This is a genomic window from Bradyrhizobium sp. DN3, assembly GCF_041357655.1.
In the GTDB taxonomy this organism is placed as follows: Bacteria; Pseudomonadota; Alphaproteobacteria; order Rhizobiales; family Xanthobacteraceae; genus Bradyrhizobium.
Genome location: NZ_JAULLN010000015.1, coordinates 76,972 through 93,308, shown reverse-complemented (window position 1 = coordinate 93,308; position 16,337 = coordinate 76,972). Strand labels below are relative to the sequence as shown.

15 protein-coding genes are annotated in these 16,337 nt (G+C 65.1%); 5 read left to right on the top strand and 10 right to left on the bottom strand.

Translation table 11 applies throughout. From position 1 onward, the window contains the following. The first annotated feature begins 37 nt into the window (after positions 1–37). Entirely contained in the window at positions 38–307 is a 270-nt protein-coding gene (locus AAE027_RS22310; protein WP_091893424.1) for a BolA family protein, read from the top strand. A 173-nt stretch (positions 308–480) separates the two neighbouring features. Here AAE027_RS22310 and AAE027_RS22305 read toward each other — a convergent pair whose 3' ends face one another. The 3 genes from AAE027_RS22305 to AAE027_RS22295 form a co-directional block, all read right to left on the bottom strand. Beyond that, entirely contained in the window at positions 481–1,785 is a 1,305-nt protein-coding gene (locus AAE027_RS22305) for an HlyC/CorC family transporter (protein WP_091893423.1), read from the bottom strand. Between the two features lie 92 nt (positions 1,786–1,877). Beyond that, the gene (aroB, locus tag AAE027_RS22300) at positions 1,878–3,026 is read right to left on the bottom strand and encodes a 3-dehydroquinate synthase (RefSeq protein ID WP_370990086.1); all 1,149 of its coding nucleotides are present in this window, start codon (positions 3,024–3,026) and stop codon (positions 1,878–1,880) included. Continuing rightward, the gene (locus AAE027_RS22295; protein WP_164939658.1) at positions 3,023–3,634 is read right to left on the bottom strand and encodes a shikimate kinase; all 612 of its coding nucleotides are present in this window, start codon (positions 3,632–3,634) and stop codon (positions 3,023–3,025) included. The genes aroB and AAE027_RS22295 overlap by 4 nt, the downstream gene beginning before the upstream one ends. A gap of 146 nt (positions 3,635–3,780) precedes the next feature. On the opposite strand from AAE027_RS22295, the gene AAE027_RS22290 reads away from it, so the two are divergent. The 4 genes from AAE027_RS22290 (at position 3,781) to AAE027_RS22275 (ending at position 8,374) form a co-directional block, all read left to right on the top strand. Continuing rightward, the gene (locus tag AAE027_RS22290) at positions 3,781–3,927 is read left to right on the top strand and encodes a histidine kinase (protein WP_074116966.1); all 147 of its coding nucleotides are present in this window, start codon (positions 3,781–3,783) and stop codon (positions 3,925–3,927) included. A 17-nt stretch (positions 3,928–3,944) separates the two neighbouring features. Further along, on the top strand, positions 3,945–4,901 hold the full coding sequence (gene xerD, locus AAE027_RS22285) for a site-specific tyrosine recombinase XerD (protein ID WP_370990087.1): 957 nt from the start codon (positions 3,945–3,947) through the stop codon (positions 4,899–4,901). A 305-nt stretch (positions 4,902–5,206) separates the two neighbouring features. Further along, the gene (locus AAE027_RS22280) at positions 5,207–6,169 is read left to right on the top strand and encodes an acetyl-CoA carboxylase carboxyltransferase subunit alpha (protein ID WP_091893415.1); all 963 of its coding nucleotides are present in this window, start codon (positions 5,207–5,209) and stop codon (positions 6,167–6,169) included. A gap of 639 nt (positions 6,170–6,808) precedes the next feature. After that, positions 6,809–8,374 carry a L,D-transpeptidase family protein gene (locus AAE027_RS22275; protein WP_370990088.1) on the top strand — a complete coding sequence of 522 codons (1,566 nt, stop codon included), beginning with the start codon at positions 6,809–6,811 and terminating at the stop codon, positions 8,372–8,374. A gap of 175 nt (positions 8,375–8,549) precedes the next feature. On the opposite strand, the gene AAE027_RS22270 is transcribed toward AAE027_RS22275, so the two are convergent. The 7 genes from AAE027_RS22270 to AAE027_RS22240 all read right to left on the bottom strand — a co-directional run bounded on the left by AAE027_RS22270 (position 8,550) and on the right by AAE027_RS22240 (position 16,331). Further along, a complete protein-coding gene (locus tag AAE027_RS22270) occupies positions 8,550–9,245 on the bottom strand; it encodes a branched-chain amino acid ABC transporter ATP-binding protein (protein ID WP_370990089.1) in 696 nt (231 codons plus the stop codon). Next, a complete protein-coding gene (locus AAE027_RS22265; RefSeq protein WP_370990090.1) occupies positions 9,238–9,972 on the bottom strand; it encodes an ABC transporter ATP-binding protein in 735 nt (244 codons plus the stop codon). The genes AAE027_RS22270 and AAE027_RS22265 overlap by 8 nt, the downstream gene beginning before the upstream one ends. Then, on the bottom strand, positions 9,959–11,050 hold the full coding sequence (locus AAE027_RS22260; RefSeq protein ID WP_370990091.1) for a branched-chain amino acid ABC transporter permease: 1,092 nt from the start codon (positions 11,048–11,050) through the stop codon (positions 9,959–9,961). The genes AAE027_RS22265 and AAE027_RS22260 overlap by 14 nt, the downstream gene beginning before the upstream one ends. Positions 11,051–11,242: 192 nt before the next feature. Then, entirely contained in the window at positions 11,243–12,460 is a 1,218-nt protein-coding gene (locus AAE027_RS22255) for a substrate-binding protein (protein ID WP_091893405.1), read from the bottom strand. Between the two features lie 4 nt (positions 12,461–12,464). After that, the gene (locus AAE027_RS22250) at positions 12,465–13,322 is read right to left on the bottom strand and encodes a branched-chain amino acid ABC transporter permease (RefSeq protein ID WP_027577047.1); all 858 of its coding nucleotides are present in this window, start codon (positions 13,320–13,322) and stop codon (positions 12,465–12,467) included. Between the two features lie 138 nt (positions 13,323–13,460). Further along, the gene (locus AAE027_RS22245) at positions 13,461–14,975 is read right to left on the bottom strand and encodes an amidase (protein WP_091893564.1); all 1,515 of its coding nucleotides are present in this window, start codon (positions 14,973–14,975) and stop codon (positions 13,461–13,463) included. Positions 14,976–15,143: 168 nt separating this feature from the next. Continuing rightward, positions 15,144–16,331: a substrate-binding domain-containing protein gene (locus AAE027_RS22240; RefSeq protein ID WP_176945867.1), complete on the bottom strand. Its 1,188-nt coding sequence runs from the start codon at positions 16,329–16,331 to the stop codon at positions 15,144–15,146. Between the last annotated feature and the right edge of the window lie 6 nt (positions 16,332–16,337).

Genomic DNA, 16,337 nt, shown 5'->3' with positions numbered 1-16,337 from the left:
TTGACGGGGTGCGATCGCGCACCTTAATGGCACACACATGGCTATCAGAGACACTATCAGCAACAGGTTGCAAGAAGCTTTCAGGCCGGAAAGCCTGCAGGTCGTCGACGAGTCGCACTTGCATGAAGGCCACGCCGGCCATCGGCCAAGCGGCGAGACGCACTTCCGTGTGTATATCGTGTCTGAGGCCTTCAAAGGGAAGAGCCGGGTCGATCGCCATCGCATGATAAATTCGGCGCTGGCGGCGGAACTCGCCGGCGGCGTCCACGCGCTCGCGATCCACGCGAAGGCGCCGGGGGAAGGGTGATCTCCTCTTACCCTCCCCTGGAGGGGGAGGGTCGCTTCACACCGAGCGCAGCGAGATGTGAAGCGGGGTGGGGTGACGGTCTCTCCGCGCTGAGCACTACCCGAGTGGAGAGATCACCCCACCCCGCTCGCGCTGCGCGCGATCGACCCTCCCCCTCCAGGGGAGGGTAAGAATCAAAACGACGTCCCGGCCCTCCTCGGTTTTGCCTCCTCCAGCTCCGCCTCGCGCGGCACCGGTGAGATACGGAGCGCGGTGATGCGGTTGCGTTCGCGGCGGAGGACGCGGAAACGGAAGCCGTGGAAGGTGAAGCTCTGGCCGCGGTCGGGGATCGAGCGGGCCTCGTGAATGACGAGGCCGGCCACCGTGGTCGCCTCCTCGTCGGGCAGGTGCCAGTCCATGGCGCGGTTGAGATCGCGGATCGGCACCGAGCCGTCGACCACGACCGAGCCGTCCGGCTGGGCGCGCACGCCGGCGACCACGACGTCGTGCTCGTCGGAGATGTCGCCGACGATCTCTTCCAAAATGTCTTCCAGCGTCACGAGCCCTTCAACCTCGCCATACTCGTCGACGACGAGCGCGAAATGGGTCTTGCGACGGCGGAACGCCTTGAGCTGCTCGGAGACCGGGCGCATCTCCGGCACGAACCAGGGCGGCAGCGCGATGGTGGAGACATCGATCCGCGAGGTGTCGCCGTCGGAGGCGCGGATCGCGCGCAGGAGATCCTTGGCGTGGAGCACGCCGATGATGTTCTCGGGCTTCTCGCGCCACAGCGGGATTCGGGTGTATTCGGTCGCCAGCACCTCGCGCACCAGCTCTTCCGGCGGCAAATCGGCATTGATCATCATCATCTCGGTGCGATGGATCATGACGTCGGAGACCTGGAGCTCGCGCAAGTCCAAGAGGCCGCCGAGCATGTCGCGGTCATGCTTCTCGAACTTGCCTTCGTGGTGCAACAGGTCGACCGCACCGCGCAGGCGCTCGGTCGGCGACAGGATCGCCTGGTGCTCGCCGGCGAGGCCAAACAAGCGCAGCAACAGGCGCACAATGACTTCCACGATCCGCAGCAGCGGCCCCAGCACGTACATGGTCAGCCGCATCGGGCGTGCGACCGCAAGCGCCACGCGGTCCGGCGCGTTGATGGCGATGGTCTTCGGCAGAACCTCCGCGAAGATCACGACCAGCGCCGTCATCACCCCGGTCGCATAGAGCACGCCGACATCACCGAACCAGGCCGTGAATATCGCGGTGGCGATCGCGGAGGAGCCGATATTGGCGATGTTGTTGCCGAGCAGCAGCGCGCCGATCAGGCGCTCGCGCATGTCGAGCAGCTGCGAGACGACGTCGGCGTCATGATTGCCCTGCTTGGAGAGCCTGAGCATGCTGGAGCGCGAGGCGCCGGTCAGCGCGGTCTCGCTCGCGGCGAAGAACGCCGAGACCAGGAGGCAGAGGACGACGATGGTGAATCCGAGCCAGTCCATGCAGCACTCTAGCTTCTTGTTTGGACGCGTTGTCTTGACGCGAACCGGTATCCACTTCGCGCGAAAACGCTTTGGCGCCGTTCAGCCGCGCATCACGCCTTCTGCGCGAGCTTCTCTTGCAGGAAATCGCGCACCGGGGCGGGCTCGACATCCTTGGCGATCACCGCGCGCCCGACGGCCTCCAGCAGGATGAAGGTGAGCTTGCCGCGCTTGACCTTCTTGTCCTGCGCCATCAGCGCCATCAGCGCGTCGGCATCGGCAAGCCCTTCCTGGGCAAAACCCGCGATGTCCCGCAAGCGCGTCGGCAGGCCGGCGTCGATGAGGTGCCGCTCGACGCGCGCCGCGTCGTGCTCGCCGATCATGCCGAGCCTGGCCGAGAACTGCGCCGCCAGCGTCATGCCGATCGCGACGCCCTCGCCGTGGAACAGGCGGTCGGAGAAGCCGGTCGCCGCTTCCAGTGCGTGACCAAAGGTATGGCCGAGATTGAGCAGCGCGCGCTCGCCAGTCTCGCGCTCATCGCGCGAGACGACGCCGGCCTTGGCGCGGCACGACGTCGCGATGGCATGCTCGCGCGCCGAGCCACCCCTGAAGATGTCGGCATGGTTCTTCTCCAGCCAGCTGAAGAAGGCTTCGTCGCCGAGCACGCCATATTTGGCGACCTCGGCATAGCCGGCGCGGAATTGCCGCGGCGACAGGGTATCGAGCACGGCGGTGTCGGCGATGACCAGCACCGGCTGGTGGAAGGCGCCGAGCAGGTTCTTGCCCTGCGGCGAGTTGATGCCGGTCTTGCCGCCGACGCTGGAATCGACCTGTGCCAAGAGCGAGGTCGGCACCTGCACGAAATCGACGCCGCGGCGCAGGATCGCCGCGGCAAAGCCGGCGAGATCGCCGACCACGCCGCCGCCGAGCGCGATGACGAGATCGTTGCGCTCGATTTTCGCGGCGATCAAGGCCTCGCTGACTTTTTCCAGGCCCGCATAGGTCTTGGAGATCTCGCCTTCCTCGACCACGATGCGCGAGGTGGGAATGCTGGCCGCAGTGAGCGATGCCTCGGTGGGTTCCAGCCAGTGCTTTGCAACGGTGCGGTCGGTCACAACAGCGGTGCGCACGCCGGGGCGCAAGCGCGCGACGCGCTCGCCGACCGAGGCCAGCACGCCGCGGCCGATGACGATGTCATAGGCGCGCTCGCCCAGCGCGACATCGACATTGACAGGATCGGAATGTTTCAAGGGCGCAGTCATCGTACGGCACTCGCAACGTCAGCAGGCGGCACGCCGCAGAGATGGGCGTGCAGCGTCTCGATGCATTCCTCGACGATCTTGTCGTGCGGCACGTCGCGCGAGGCGATGGTGAGGTCGGCATGGCGATAGACCGGCTCGCGCTCGGTGAGCAGGCGCGTCACGGTTCCTTCGGGATCGGCGGTCTGGAGCAGCGGGCGATCGGCACGACGCCGCACCCGGCGCATGATGACGTCGTGGTCGGCCTTGAGCCAGATCGAGACCGCTTTCGCGGCGATCCGCGCCCGCGTCTCCTCGCGCATGAAGGCGCCGCCGCCGGTCGCGAGCACGATCGGTCCACCGTCCAGCAGCCGCGCGATCACGCGGGCCTCGCCGTCGCGGAAATGTGGCTCGCCATGGCGCTCGAAAATTTCCGGTATGGTCATGCCGGCCGCCGCCTCGATCTCGGTGTCGGCGTCGACGAAAGGCAGCTTGAGCCGCGCCGCCATGCGGCGGCCGATGGTGGATTTGCCCACCCCCATCATCCCGACGAGCACGATCGAGCGCGCCCCGAGCGCCGACAGGATGTCGGCCTCAGGCGAACCGGATAGCGGCAACGCGGCGTCGGACATGGATCTCGCTCGATCTGCCGCCAAAGGCGGCATGCTTTTGCCACCTATACGACCCCGCAGGGGGCCTCGCCAGAGGACTCTTGCCACGAAACGGCGAACATGTTGGATGATTTCATTGGTTAATTTGGCCTCCGGACCCCAGCACGATGCCCAGCCTGTTCCGCTTCCTGACGGTCGTCGCCGTGATCGCCGGCATCGTCTATGGCGTGGTCTTTGCGCTGGCGAACTTCGTCAGTCCGAAGCCGCGGGAAATGACGGTGACGATCCCGCCTGACAAGTTTCTCAAGAAATAGCAGCTAGGCTCCAGGGCATGCGCACCAAGCCCTCCGATAGCAAGCTCACCGGCCTGTTCCTCGACATGCTCGCGGCGGAACAGGGCGCCGGGGCCAACACGCTCGATGCCTACCGCCGCGACCTCAGCGATTTCTCGGAATTTTTGGGCCGCGCCGGCCACAGTTTTGCGGATGCGGAGACGCAAGTCCTGCGCGACTATCTCGCCGATCTCGATGCGCGCGGCTTCAAATCCACCAGCGTCGCGCGGCGGCTGTCGGCGATGCGGCATCTGTTCCGCTTCCTCCTCAACGAGCGCATCCGTGCCGAGGATCCCGCAGCGATCCTGTCGGGACCGAAGCGCGGCCGCGGCCTGCCAAAAGTGCTGTCGATTGCGGATGTCGACCGCATGCTCCGCCGCGCCAAGGAATTGAGCGAGGCGGCGGATCAATCGCCGTCGAAACGGCTGCGCGCTTTGCGGCTCTATTGCCTGCTCGAAGTGCTCTACGCCACGGGCCTGCGCGTCTCCGAGTTGGTGGCGCTGCCGCGCTCGGCCGCCAAGCGCGATGCGCGCATGATCGTGGTGCGCGGCAAGGGCAACAAGGAACGCCTGGTGCCGCTCAACGACGCCGCCCGGCAGGCGATGGCCGATTATCTCGCGGCGACGGAAGCTGCGAAGGCTGACAAGAAGAACAGCGTGGCCGCCTCGAAATGGCTGTTTCCCTCCTTCGGCGAGAGCGGACATCTGACGCGCCAGCATTTCGCCCGCGATCTGAAGGAGCTCGCGGTCGCCTCCGGGCTTCAGGCCCGCCTGGTCTCCCCGCACGTGCTGCGCCACGCCTTTGCCAGCCACCTGCTGCACAATGGTGCCGATTTGCGCATCGTGCAGACCCTGCTCGGCCACACCGACATCTCCACGACCCAGATCTACACCCATGTGGTCGAGGAGCGGCTGAAGAGCCTGGTGCGCGACCTGCACCCGCTGGCGGAGAAGTGAGGCGTGGGAGGTGCGCCCCCTCTCCCGCTTGAGGGAGAGGGTTGGGGAGAGGGTGTCTCCGCAAAGGGACAACCCCCTAGAGGTGAAAGCCCTCACCCGCGCCTTTGGCGCGACCTCTCCCGCAAGCGGGAGAGGTGACGATCCACCTTGACTTCGGCCACATCTCCGCGGAAAGAGCCGTGGCCTCACGATTGATTTGGCTGGCGTCTCACGAGCACACAGGCCAAACCATTGAAGAAGCTAAACTTCTTTCCACAACCCCAACCTCGTTTCGCTCTCTCGCCCCGTCCCCTTATATTGAGTTGATGCCAGACCAGATGCGCAGCTATCTCGATTTCGAAAAGCCCGTCGCCGAGCTCGACTCCAAGGTCGACGAGCTCAGGATGTTGGCGGCCTCCGGCACCGACATCGCCGAGGAGATCGGACGGATCGAGGACAAGGCGGCGCAGGCGCTGGCCGATCTCTATCTGAACCTGACGCCGTGGCAGAAGATGCTGGTAGCGCGGCACCCGCAGCGGCCGCATTTCAACGACTTCATCAAGGGCCTGATCACCGAATTCACGCCGCTGGCCGGCGACCGCAAATTCGGCGAGGACGAGGCGCTGGTCGCGGGCTTCGGCCGCTTCCGCGGCGAGCCGATCTGCGTGATGGGCCAGGAAAAGGGCGATTCCACCGAAAGCCGCATCCGGCACAATTTCGGCATGGCGCGGCCGGAAGGCTATCGCAAATGCGTGCGGCTGATGGAGATGGCCGAGCGGTTCGGCCTGCCGGTGCTGTCACTCGCCGATTCCGCCGGCGCCTATCCCGGCATCGGCGCCGAGGAGCGGGGACAAGCCGAGGCGATCGCGCGCTCGACGGATGCCTGCCTGGCGCTCACGGTGCCGAACGTCGCCATCATCACCGGCGAGGGCATGTCGGGCGGCGCCATCGCCATCACCACCGCCAACAGAGTGTTGATGCTGGAGCACGCGATCTACAGCGTGATCTCGCCGGAGGCCGCCTCCTCTATCCTCTGGCGCGACGGCACCAAGGCGCAGGAAGCCGCCAACAACATGAAGATCACCGCCCAGGACATGCTCCGCTTCGGCGTGATCGACAGCATTTTGAAGGAGCCGGTCGGCGGCGCCCACCGCGACCCCGCCGCCATGATCGCCACCACCGGGGACGCCATCGCCAAGGCTTTCGACGAGCTCCGGGGTCTCGACGGCGACGCCATCCGCAAGCAGCGGCGGCAGAAATTCCTCGATATCGGCCGGAAACTGGGCTGATTGGTCCCGATTTCGGTCTCGTAGAGTGGGCAAAGCGACTCGTCCGCCGTAGCTCGAAGAGCGAAGGCGGAAGCGTGCCCACCACTCCCAGCCGCGCGACCGGCTGGGCTGATTCGGCCGGGTTCGACGACAAATACGGCTCTCTCAGCTCGTCGTCCTGGCGAAAGCCAGGACCCATACCGCGGAATCTCGCGATTGCGGACGCTGGGAGTACCGAACCTCGAGTCTTCGCCAAACCACTCCCTGTGTTATGGGTCCTGACTTTCGCCCGGACGACACCGAGTTTGACGCTGGGGCAACCCCATCTTCCCCAGTAACCCCGCATTAACCCTTTTCTTGCCCAAATCAGCGATCTCTGTTCCAATCCGGCCGAAAGGCCCAAGTTACGTCCCAAGTCGCGTCCAAAGTCGCGTCCATTCAGTCTTCGTTGACCATGCCACTGGGCCAACGGGCTCGTGATCTCCGCTCGGGTTGCGACCACATGACCCAGAGGTTAGAATTTTAATCAATGGCTTCAGGGCATAAGCGCTGGGGCGTGGTCTGAAAAAGCCCGTCGTGACGGGTCCGGATTTGCGGTCAGGCCATGCTTCAAAAGAATTGGGGTTCGCGCTCGCTGCCCGGCACGGTGTGGGGTCCATCTTGATTTCTCGTTCGCTTGCTCGCGCGCTTTTGGCTTCGGTTGCGCTTGCCGCCAGCGTCGTGCTGGCCGGCTGCGACACCGACCAGGTTTCGCTCGCGACCAACGCCAAGGCCAATCAGCCGGTGCCGCCAAAGCTTCTCGCCGCAATGGCCGAGAAGAACATGGACCTGCAATCGCCGATCCTGGTCCGCCTGTTCAAGCAGGAGGCCGAGCTCGAGGTCTGGAAGCAGACCCGCTCAGGCCAGTTCGCGCTGCTCAAGACCTATCCGATCTGCCGCTGGTCGGGCGATCTCGGCCCCAAGGTGCGCGAAGGCGATCGCCAGGCGCCGGAAGGATTCTACTCGATCAATCCGAGCCAGATGAATCCGCAATCGGCCTATTACCTGTCGTTCAACACGGGATATCCGAACGCGTTCGACAAGGCGCTCGGGCGCAGCGGCTCGCAGCTGATGGTGCACGGCGATTGTTCGTCGCGCGGCTGCTACGCCATGACCGACGAGCAGATCGCGGAGATCTATTCGTTGGGGCGAGAATCCTTCTTCGGCGGCCAGAAGGCGTTCCAGCTCCAGGCCTATCCGTTCAAGATGACGCCGGTGAATATGGCCAAGCACCGGAACAATCCGAACATGGCCTTCTGGAAGATGATCAAGGAAGGCTATGATCATTTCGAGGTGACGCGGCAGGAGCCGAAGGTCGATTTCTGCGAGAAGAAATACGTGTTCGATGCCGCGAAGCCGGCGGACGCCAAGCGCGATCCGGTGTTCGACGCCTCGGCGAAGTGCCCGGCCTATGTGATCCCCGAGGACATCGCCAGCGCGGTGCGCGAGAAGCAGGCCAAGGACGAGACGGAATACGCCAAGCTGGTCGCCAAGGGCACGCCGGTGGCGCGCATGAACACCGGCATCGACGGTGGCATGAACAAGATCTTCGCCGCCAAGATTCCGGAAGGCTCGACCGGCCTGTCGGAGGGCGCTGAAGGTACCACGCTGCAGATGCTGGCGATGGCGAAGGCGCCCGGCACGATCCCAGGCCACGTCAATCCACCCAAGCCGAACCTCGATGCGGCAGCAAGCGCGCCGCAGGAAGAGCCGGTCACAGCCAGCAGCGCGCCGGCAACCAGCACCCGCGTCGCCGCGGCTGCGCCGGCCGAGAGATCGCAAGAGAAATCTCAAGGCGGCGGCTTCTTCTCCAACCTCGGCCGCAAGATGGGCTTAGGGACCGCCGACACCACGGCGACGACCACGCCTCCGCCGCAAGCCACGGCGTCCGTCGCGCCAGCCACGACCTCCACGACCCCGCCCACGGCGGCGTCGAGGCTGAAGGCCGCAGTGACCCGCTTCGCGCCGGGGCATGACAAGTCCAAGGACGCCACGAAGGATGCGCCGAAACCGGCCGTCGCCGCCAAGCCCGCCGAGCCGGCGAAGCCAGACACGCGCCTCGCCGCAACGCGCCCGGCGCTGAAGCCGTCGGTGTCGGATGGCGCGGGTGACAGCGGGCAGCTCGCCGGCGCCGCGCCGGTGGTGCAGTCGAACTCGTTCGACAGCCGGTTTGGGGCGGTGAAGTAGGGGCGGTGCGCCGTCCCATCCCAGCCTGACGCCGTCATTCCCCGCGAAGGCGGGGAATCCAGTATTCCGGAGACAGCCGTTCTCGATCGAGAAGCCGCGGCGTACTGGATGCCCCGCTTTCGCGGAGTATGACAGCTGAGGTCGGTGTGAGAGCGGCGCGCTTCACGCGCATGTCCTACGGCGCCAGATACCGCATCAGCTCCGGATTGCTCCGCACCTCGCCTGCCTCGCCTTGCAGCGCGACCCTGCCGCGGTCGAGCACGTAGGCGTAGTCGGCGACGCGCAGCGCGAGGTCGAGGTGCTGCTCGACGATGATGACGGCGATGGTCTTCGCGAGTTCGATCAGGCGCTCGGTGATCTCCTCGATCACGCCGATCCAGACGCCTTCGGTCGGCTCGTCCAGCAGCAACAATTTTGGATCGCCCAGCATGGCGCGGCCGATGGCGAGCATCTTGCGCTCACCGCCGGACAGCGTGCCGGCGGGCTGGTCGAGGCGCTGGCCGAGCTTCGGGAAGATTGTCAGGACGCGATCGACGGCGGACGCATCCTTGCTCACGAGCGAGCCGACCGCGAGATTGTCGCGTACCGACAGGCGCGCGAACACCGAATGCTCCTGCGGGACGTAGCCGATGCCGGCGCGCACGCGCTCCTGGGTGGCGCGGAGGCTGATGTCGCGGCCGTCGAAGGCGACCTCGCCCTTCCAGGCCGGCAGCTCGCCGACGATGGTCTTCATCAGCGTGGTCTTGCCGGCGCCGTTGCGGCCGAGCACGGCGACGCCGCCACGCCAGGGAATGCCGAGGCTGACGTCGAACAGCACCTGGCTGCGGCCATAGCCGGCGTCGAGATGCTTGATATCCAAAAATTCAGGCACGGCGCAGATAAATCTCCTGGACAGATGTGTTGGCCTGGATCTCGGACACCGTGCCCGACGCCAGCACCCTGCCCTGGTCGAGCACGGTGAGGCGATCGCAGATGTCGCGGATGAAATCGAGATCGTGCTCGACGATGACGAGCGAGCAATGCTGCTTGATCGGCTGGAGCAGTTCGCCGGTGACGCGGCGCTCCTCCAGGCTCATGCCGCCGGTCGGCTCGTCCAGCAGCAGCAGTTTGGGCTTGCCCGCCAGCGCCATCGCGATCTCCAGCCATTGCTGCTGGCCGTGCGACAGCGCGGCGGCCGCATCGAAGGCGCGGTCGGCGAGGCGAAATTGCCTCAGCATGGTCATGACCTGGTCGTGCAGCAGCCTGCGCGTGCGCGAGAGCACGAGATCGAACAGCGAGCACTGTGCCTGGAGCGCGAGCAGGATGTTGTCGTACAGCGTCAGCGACGGCAGCACAGACGTGATCTGGAATTTCAGGCTCATGCCGGCGCGGGCGCGCTCGGTCGGCGTGAACGCGGTGATGTCGGTGTTGACGAATGACACCTTGCCCTCCGTCGGCACTTCGGCCCCGGCGATGCACTTCATCAGCGTGCTCTTGCCGGAGCCGTTCGGACCGATCAGTCCGTGAAACTCGTTCTCGCCGACGGTGAGCGCCGCGCCATCGAGCGCGGTGAGCTTGCCGAAGACTTTCCTGATGCCGGCGGCTTCAAGGAGCGGCATTGCGCTTCTCCTTAGGCTTCGCACCAAAGCTGCCGACCCGCTCGCGCTCACCCAGCACGAAGCTGATGAGACCGAGCGGCCGGAACAGAATCACGAGCAACAGCAAGAGGCCGAGAATGATCGGCCAGACGTCGCGATAATTGTCCGACAGCCAGAAGCTGACACCCTCGACGATGACCGTGCCGATGACGGCGCCGATCAGCGTGCCGGAGCCGCCGAACAGCACATAGAGCACCACCTGCGTCGAGACCACGACGCCGACCATGTTGGGCCAGACGAAGCCTTCGTGGAACGCGTAGAGGCTGCCGGCAAGGCCTGCGATGGCGCCGCCGACAGTGAAGATGATCGCTTTCAGATGCTGCGCCTTGTAGCCGAAGAAGGCGATGCGCTGCTCGTTCTCGCGCAGGCCTGCGAGCGCGAGCCCGAACTGCGAGCGGACCAGGAAGCGGCAGAGCAGGTAGACGACGACGAGGATGCCGAGCACGAGATAGTAGAACGCCGGCCCTTCCGAGAATTCGTATGAACCAAGCGACATCGGCGCGATCGAGGGGATGCCGTTCTGACCGCCGAGATAATACCAGCCGCGCGCCAGGCGGTCGGCAGCGTAGGAGCCGGTCAACGTGCCCAGCGAGACGAAGATCACGCTGGAGGGATGCCGTCCCAGCAGCAGGAAGCCGCCGAGCAGCAGCGCAAAGGTGAGACCGATGAGCGTACCCGCCGGCAGCACCAGAAAGATGTTGGTGATGTCGAGGTCGCGCGCGAGCAGCGCGACGCCGTAGCCGGCCGAGCCGAAGAACAGAGCCTGGCCGAAGCTCATGATCCCGGCATAACCCCAGACGAGGTCAAACGACAGTGCGAACAGCGCCAGAATGATCACGCGCGTTGCGAACACCGTGAGGTAGTCCTGCAGCACCAGCGGCGCGAGCAGGGCCGCGACGAGCACGACCGCCTCCACGATCGGCAGGGCTTTTCGCGCCGACGATCGCTCGGCTGGCACGCCTTCGGCCACCGAAACGTCCATGTCGTCCCCGACCGCGGCGTGGACCGCCTGCTTAGCTACACCCATCGATTTCAGCATTCCGAGTTAAAGCCCTCCATGGTGGCCGATCGACCTCTCCCCAGCGGGGAGAGGTCGGATTGCACCTGGCGATGCGAAGCATCGTCCAGTGCAATCCGGGTGAGGGGCCGCGGCGCCCCAGTGAGACCAGATCCCCTCACCCGGATCGCATCTTGCGATGCGATCCGACCTCTCCCTACGGGAGGTGAAGATTCAGCATTCCTTGGGATCGACGAGGCCGCTGCTGCGGGCGACGATCTCGTAGTTTCCGCCCTTGGCGACCGCGGTGTACATCTTCATCTTGCAGTGCCGCTTGCCTGGCACCATTTCGGCAGGTCCGCCGGGACCTTCGGCGATCTTGGCGTGGTCGAGCGCGGCGGCTACCGACTCGCGGTCGATCTTGCCGGCCTCCTTGACCGCGGCTTCCCACAGCTTCAGGCCGCGATACGTGCCGGTCGCAGCGCTGCCGGCGGCGAACAGGAAGTTGCCCGGGAAATCCTTCTCGTACGCCGCCTGGATTTTTGCGTCGAACGGGTTCTCCTTGGTCAGCACCTTGAAATAGTCGAGACAGCTGGCGAGGCCCTCGATCTCGGCGGCCTGGTTGATGTTGAGCGTGTTCTCGTCATAGTAGACGCAGGCGAGCCGTCCGCCGTTCTTGAGGAAGCCGGCTTCATAAAGCTGCTTGAAGAACGGTCCGACGCCCGGCGGGATGACAGTGTTGAAGACGACGTCGACCTTGTTGGAGATGATGCGGTTGACGGTTGCGGAGAAGTCGATCTGGTCGAGCGGGTAATATTCCTCGAACACGACCTCGCCGCCATTCGCCTCGATCACCTTGCGGGCATAGATGTTGAGCGTGTGCGGCCAGACATAGTTGGCGCTCGGCAGCGCGAATTTCTTGCCGCCGTTCTTGATCAGCCAGGGGATGAACTCGTCGCATTGCTGCGCCGGCGTCGGGCCGGTGCAGAACAGGTAGGGCGTGCACTCCTTGCCCTCGTAGAGCTGCGGATAGATGTAGAGCGTCTTGCCGCGCGCCACGATCGGATCCTTGATCGCGTTGCGCATCGAGGAGGTGATGCCGCCCAGCACCATGTCGACCTTGTCGCGCTGGATCAGTTTTCGCACGTTGCCGACCGCGACGGATTCGTTCGAGGCGGTGTCCTCGATATAGAGCTCGAGCGGCCGGCCGAGCAGGCCGCCGGCGGCGTTGATCTCCTTGATCACCATCTTGGCGACGTTGGCGTCGGCATTGCCGGCATAGGCGATCGGACCGGTGAGGTCGGTGGCGATGCCGACCTTGATCGGGGCTTCGGCCGCATTGGCCCAGGGCGCCGGGATCACCCAGCTGCCGACGCCGGTTGCGACCGCACCGGACGCAAAGGCGAAATTGGAGAGGAAGCGGCGCCGTGAGAGCTGAGTGCGATCGAACATGTGACTAAACCCCTTTTCCAGCGATGAGGCCCTGCGGGCGGAATTTGATGAAGACGATGGCGAGCACGAAGACGAGCACGTCGGCGACGACGGGCGCCATCACCCAGGGCAACGCGGCGCTGAGCGTGCCGATGACGCCGGCGCCTGCGACCGGTCCGATGAAGGAGCCGACGCCGCCGACCATGACCGCGACAAAACCCTGGATCAGGAAGCGCAGGCCGAGATCGGCAAACAGGCTGAACACCGGCACGATCAGCGCACCGGCAAGGCCGGCCAGCGCTGCGCCAAACGCAAAGGTGGCGCCGTAGATCAGCGGCGTGGAGATGCCCGACGCACGCGCCAGCGACGGATTCTCCAGCGTCGCCCTCACGCGCAGGCCAAAGCTCGTGCGCGACAGCAGCAGATAGCAGCCGCCCATGACCAAGAGCGTGATGACGATGATGGTAAAGCGCCAGGCCGAGATGTGCATGGCGCCGATGTCGATCGAGCCGCCGATCGGTTCGGGCACGGTGAGATAGAAGCCGCCGATCAGGCCGCGCACGGATTCGCGGATGATGAGGCCGAGCGCATAGGTGCCGAGCATGGCGACGATGGGCGCGGCGTAGAAGCGGCGGATGATCAGCGCCTCCAGCACGAAGCCGAGCGCGCCGACCACAAAGGGCGCCGCAACCATGCCGGCCCAGATCGGCAGTCCCTTGGCGTAGGCGAGATAGGTGATGTAGGCCCCGAGCAGGACGAACTCGCCCTGCGCGAAGTTGAAGATACCCATCATGCTGGCGATGATCCCGAGCCCCAGCACGATCAGGACGATGATCGCGCCAAAGCTCAGGATCTCGAACGCCGCGACGAACGCGTTAGCCATGCGCCGGAGCCTTTCCCGCTCCGATGGAATCGGAACGGGGCTCTGGATTCTTGTTTTGATGCGCTTTCTTGACGCGAACCGGTATCCGCTTCGCTCGAAAACGCCCTGGCGCTCCGTTCGGCTGCATCGAAGCCTCGCTCACATCTTCTTCCAGTCGCCGATCTGCTCGAAGGCATGAGCGGCGCGATAGATCGTGGCTTCCTCGAACATGCGGCCGACCAGCATCAGGCCGACCGGCAGGCCGTCGACCATGCCGCAGGGCAGCGACATCGCGGGATGATGGGTGATGTCGAATGGCGCGGTGTTGGAGATCATCTCGAGCGCGCGGGCAACGTAATCCTCGCGGCTGGCATTGGGGGCCGGCAGCGGCGTCGCCTTCATCGGCGTGGTCGGCATCAGCAGCAGATCGTAATCCCCGAACGCCTTGTCGTAGGCCGCGGTCAGCCGTCGCGAGATGTTGAGCGCCTTGCCGTAGAAGCGTGGACCGAAATTGTTGTTGATGTAGGTGCCGAGCATCATGAACAATTTCGTGGTCTCGGACAGCGAATCGGCCTGCCGGCGCCAGCCGCGATGAAAGTCCATCAGCGAGGTCGAATAGAGATCGCCGCGGCTGAGGCCGTAGCCGTCGCCGAACATCATGGTCTGGGTCAGGCCTTCGGTGCCGATCGGGGTCCAGATCGCGCCGCCCAGGAGGTGCATCGGGATCGACACCGTCTCGATGCTGGCGCCGAGATCCCTGAAGCGTTTCGCCGCCTCGCGCACGCTCTCATTCACCGCGGCCTCTGCACCCGGCTGCTCAAAGCCCTCCTTGACGATGCCGATCTTCATGCCCTTGACGCCCTGGCCGAGCGCTTTGGTGTATTCCTCGACCTTCGGAGCCTTGATGCGGGAATCGTAGCCGTCGTCGCCGGCGAGCACTTCGAGCAGCAGCGCATTGTCGGCAACCGTCGCGGTCATCGGGCCGGTATGATCGACGTAGATCTCGATCGGCATGATTCCGGTATAGGGCACGAGGCCCCAGGTCGGCTTCATTCCGTAGATGCCGCAGAACGAGGACGGCATGCGGATCGAGCCGCCCTGATCGCCGCCGATCGCCATGTCGACCTCGCCGAGCGCAATCACGACGCCCGAGCCTGACGACGAGCCACCGGCCGAGTAACCCATCTTGTGCGGATTGTGCACCGGCCCGTAGGAGCCGGTGTGGCTGCCGCCCGACAGGCAGAAGTGCTCGCAATGGGTTTTACCGACGATCTCGGCGCCGGCATCGAGCATGCGCGTGACGATGGTGGCGTCGAAATCGGGCACATAGCCTTCCAGCGTCGACGAGCCGTTGGTCATGGGAACGCCGGCGAGCATGATGTTGTCCTTCAGCGCGACGGTCTTGCCCTTGAGCTTGCCGCTGGCGGCGCCCTTCACGGTCGATTTGCGATACCAGGCATTGCGCGGGTTCTCTTCGGCCGAGGGCCGATAGCCCGGCGTGCGGGGATACTTCACCTCCGGCACCTCGTCCGGCATTGTGGCCACGAGATTGTAGGCCTCGATCGAGCCCTGCATCAGGCCGCGGAACGAGGCGACGTCGTCGTCGGTCAGCGAAAGGCCGCACTGCTCGGCGACGCTGCGAAGTTGGGCTGGCGTGGGAAGGACAACTGTCACGGCGCTCTCCTCAAAGGCTTCTTGATCCCTGGCGTGGACGGAAGCCGCTTGGGCACCGCGCCTGCACAGCGCGGAGCCGACCGGCTTCACCTCGATATTACAGACGGAAATATTTTCCTTTTCAAGTATTATTTCGAAGATCCGCCCGCAACCGATGGACAATCTCGCTCAGACCGGCTTGATCAGCTTGAAGTCGAGACCGTCGGCCTCGGCGAGATACATCTGCATGCGGGCGTGACCGTTGCGAACGGTGACCGGGCCGCGCGCGCCGCCATAAACGACGTTGCGCCCCGCCGCGAGCATGGGAGCCATGGACAGCGAACCTGCCTTGTTCGCGACGGCTTCGAGGAAACGCAGGCCTTCGTAAGTGGACTGGCCGAGCGAGCCGATCGGCGGAGCGTTCGGTCCGAACATCGTGCGATAGCGGCTTTGGAAGTCATCGTTGGCCCGCGAGCCGATGCCGGGGAAATAGCCGGAGGCGCAGAACATATTCTCGCTGTTGTCGGCGCCGATGCCGAGCAGCACGGTCTCGTCCATCGCGCCCGCGAGCCGCAGCGTCGTCGCGGCAAGCCCGCATTCGCCGAAGGCACGGTTAAAGGTGATGCTGTCGGTGCCGATCAGCGAAATCAGCACGACATCGGGCTTCGTGGCGCGGATGCGCGCCAGATGTGGCTCGTGATTATCCTCGCCGAGGGGGACGAACTCCTCACCGACGACCTGCCCGCCGGTCTCCTTGATGTAGTTCTTCACGGCGCGATGCGACTGCCAGGGCCAGACATAGTCGCTGCCGATCAGGTACCAGCGCGACGCCTTCTTGACGTCAGCGAGCCAGTGGATCGAGGGCCGGCTCTGCCAGCGCGGCGTCTCGCCGATCGCCATCACGCCCGGCGTGCGCTCGCCACCCTCGTAGACCGGCGTGTAGATGTAGGGGATGCGATGACGCGTGGTGACGTCGCGCAAGCCGACACGGATCGCACTGGTGTGCAGCCCGACGATGAGATCGACCTCGTCGAATGCGATCGCCTGCTCAGCGCGGTTCAGCACCTCGTCGAGCGGCCCGCCCGCGTCGTAAATGGAAAGCTCGATTTCGCGCCCGAGGATGCCGCCGCGCTTGTTGATCTCGGCGACGGCGAGCTTGGCACTGTTGGTCGCACAGGGGCCCCAGACCCCGGGCGAGCCGGTGCAGCAGATGAAGCCGCCGATCCGCAGCTTGTTCGCGCCGCGCCGCCGGAAGAAGGCGTGATCCCTGGGCGACAAGACACCATCAGCCGCCGATGACGACGACAGATTCCTGAACAGCAAGGACGGCGGCAACGCCGGGCCGCCGTGAGCCGGGAAGTTTACCGTCGCGCGCACGCCAAC

Bases quoted from the DNA above. Each gene is read 5' to 3' on its own strand.
- AAE027_RS22310 (WP_091893424.1), top strand. From the start codon at position 38: ATGGCTATCAGAGACACTATCAGCAACAGGTTGCAAGAAGCTTTCAGG.
- AAE027_RS22305 (WP_091893423.1), bottom strand. From the start codon at position 1,785: ATGGACTGGCTCGGATTCACCATCGTCGTCCTCTGCCTCCTGGTCTCG.
- aroB (WP_370990086.1), bottom strand. From the start codon at position 3,026: ATGACTGCGCCCTTGAAACATTCCGATCCTGTCAATGTCGATGTCGCG.
- AAE027_RS22295 (WP_164939658.1), bottom strand. From the start codon at position 3,634: ATGTCCGACGCCGCGTTGCCGCTATCCGGTTCGCCTGAGGCCGACATC.
- AAE027_RS22290 (WP_074116966.1), top strand. From the start codon at position 3,781: ATGCCCAGCCTGTTCCGCTTCCTGACGGTCGTCGCCGTGATCGCCGGC.
- xerD (WP_370990087.1), top strand. From the start codon at position 3,945: ATGCGCACCAAGCCCTCCGATAGCAAGCTCACCGGCCTGTTCCTCGAC.
- AAE027_RS22280 (WP_091893415.1), top strand. From the start codon at position 5,207: ATGCCAGACCAGATGCGCAGCTATCTCGATTTCGAAAAGCCCGTCGCC.
- AAE027_RS22265 (WP_370990090.1), bottom strand. From the start codon at position 9,972: ATGCCGCTCCTTGAAGCCGCCGGCATCAGGAAAGTCTTCGGCAAGCTC.
- AAE027_RS22260 (WP_370990091.1), bottom strand. From the start codon at position 11,050: ATGCTGAAATCGATGGGTGTAGCTAAGCAGGCGGTCCACGCCGCGGTC.
- AAE027_RS22255 (WP_091893405.1), bottom strand. From the start codon at position 12,460: ATGTTCGATCGCACTCAGCTCTCACGGCGCCGCTTCCTCTCCAATTTC.
- AAE027_RS22250 (WP_027577047.1), bottom strand. From the start codon at position 13,322: ATGGCTAACGCGTTCGTCGCGGCGTTCGAGATCCTGAGCTTTGGCGCG.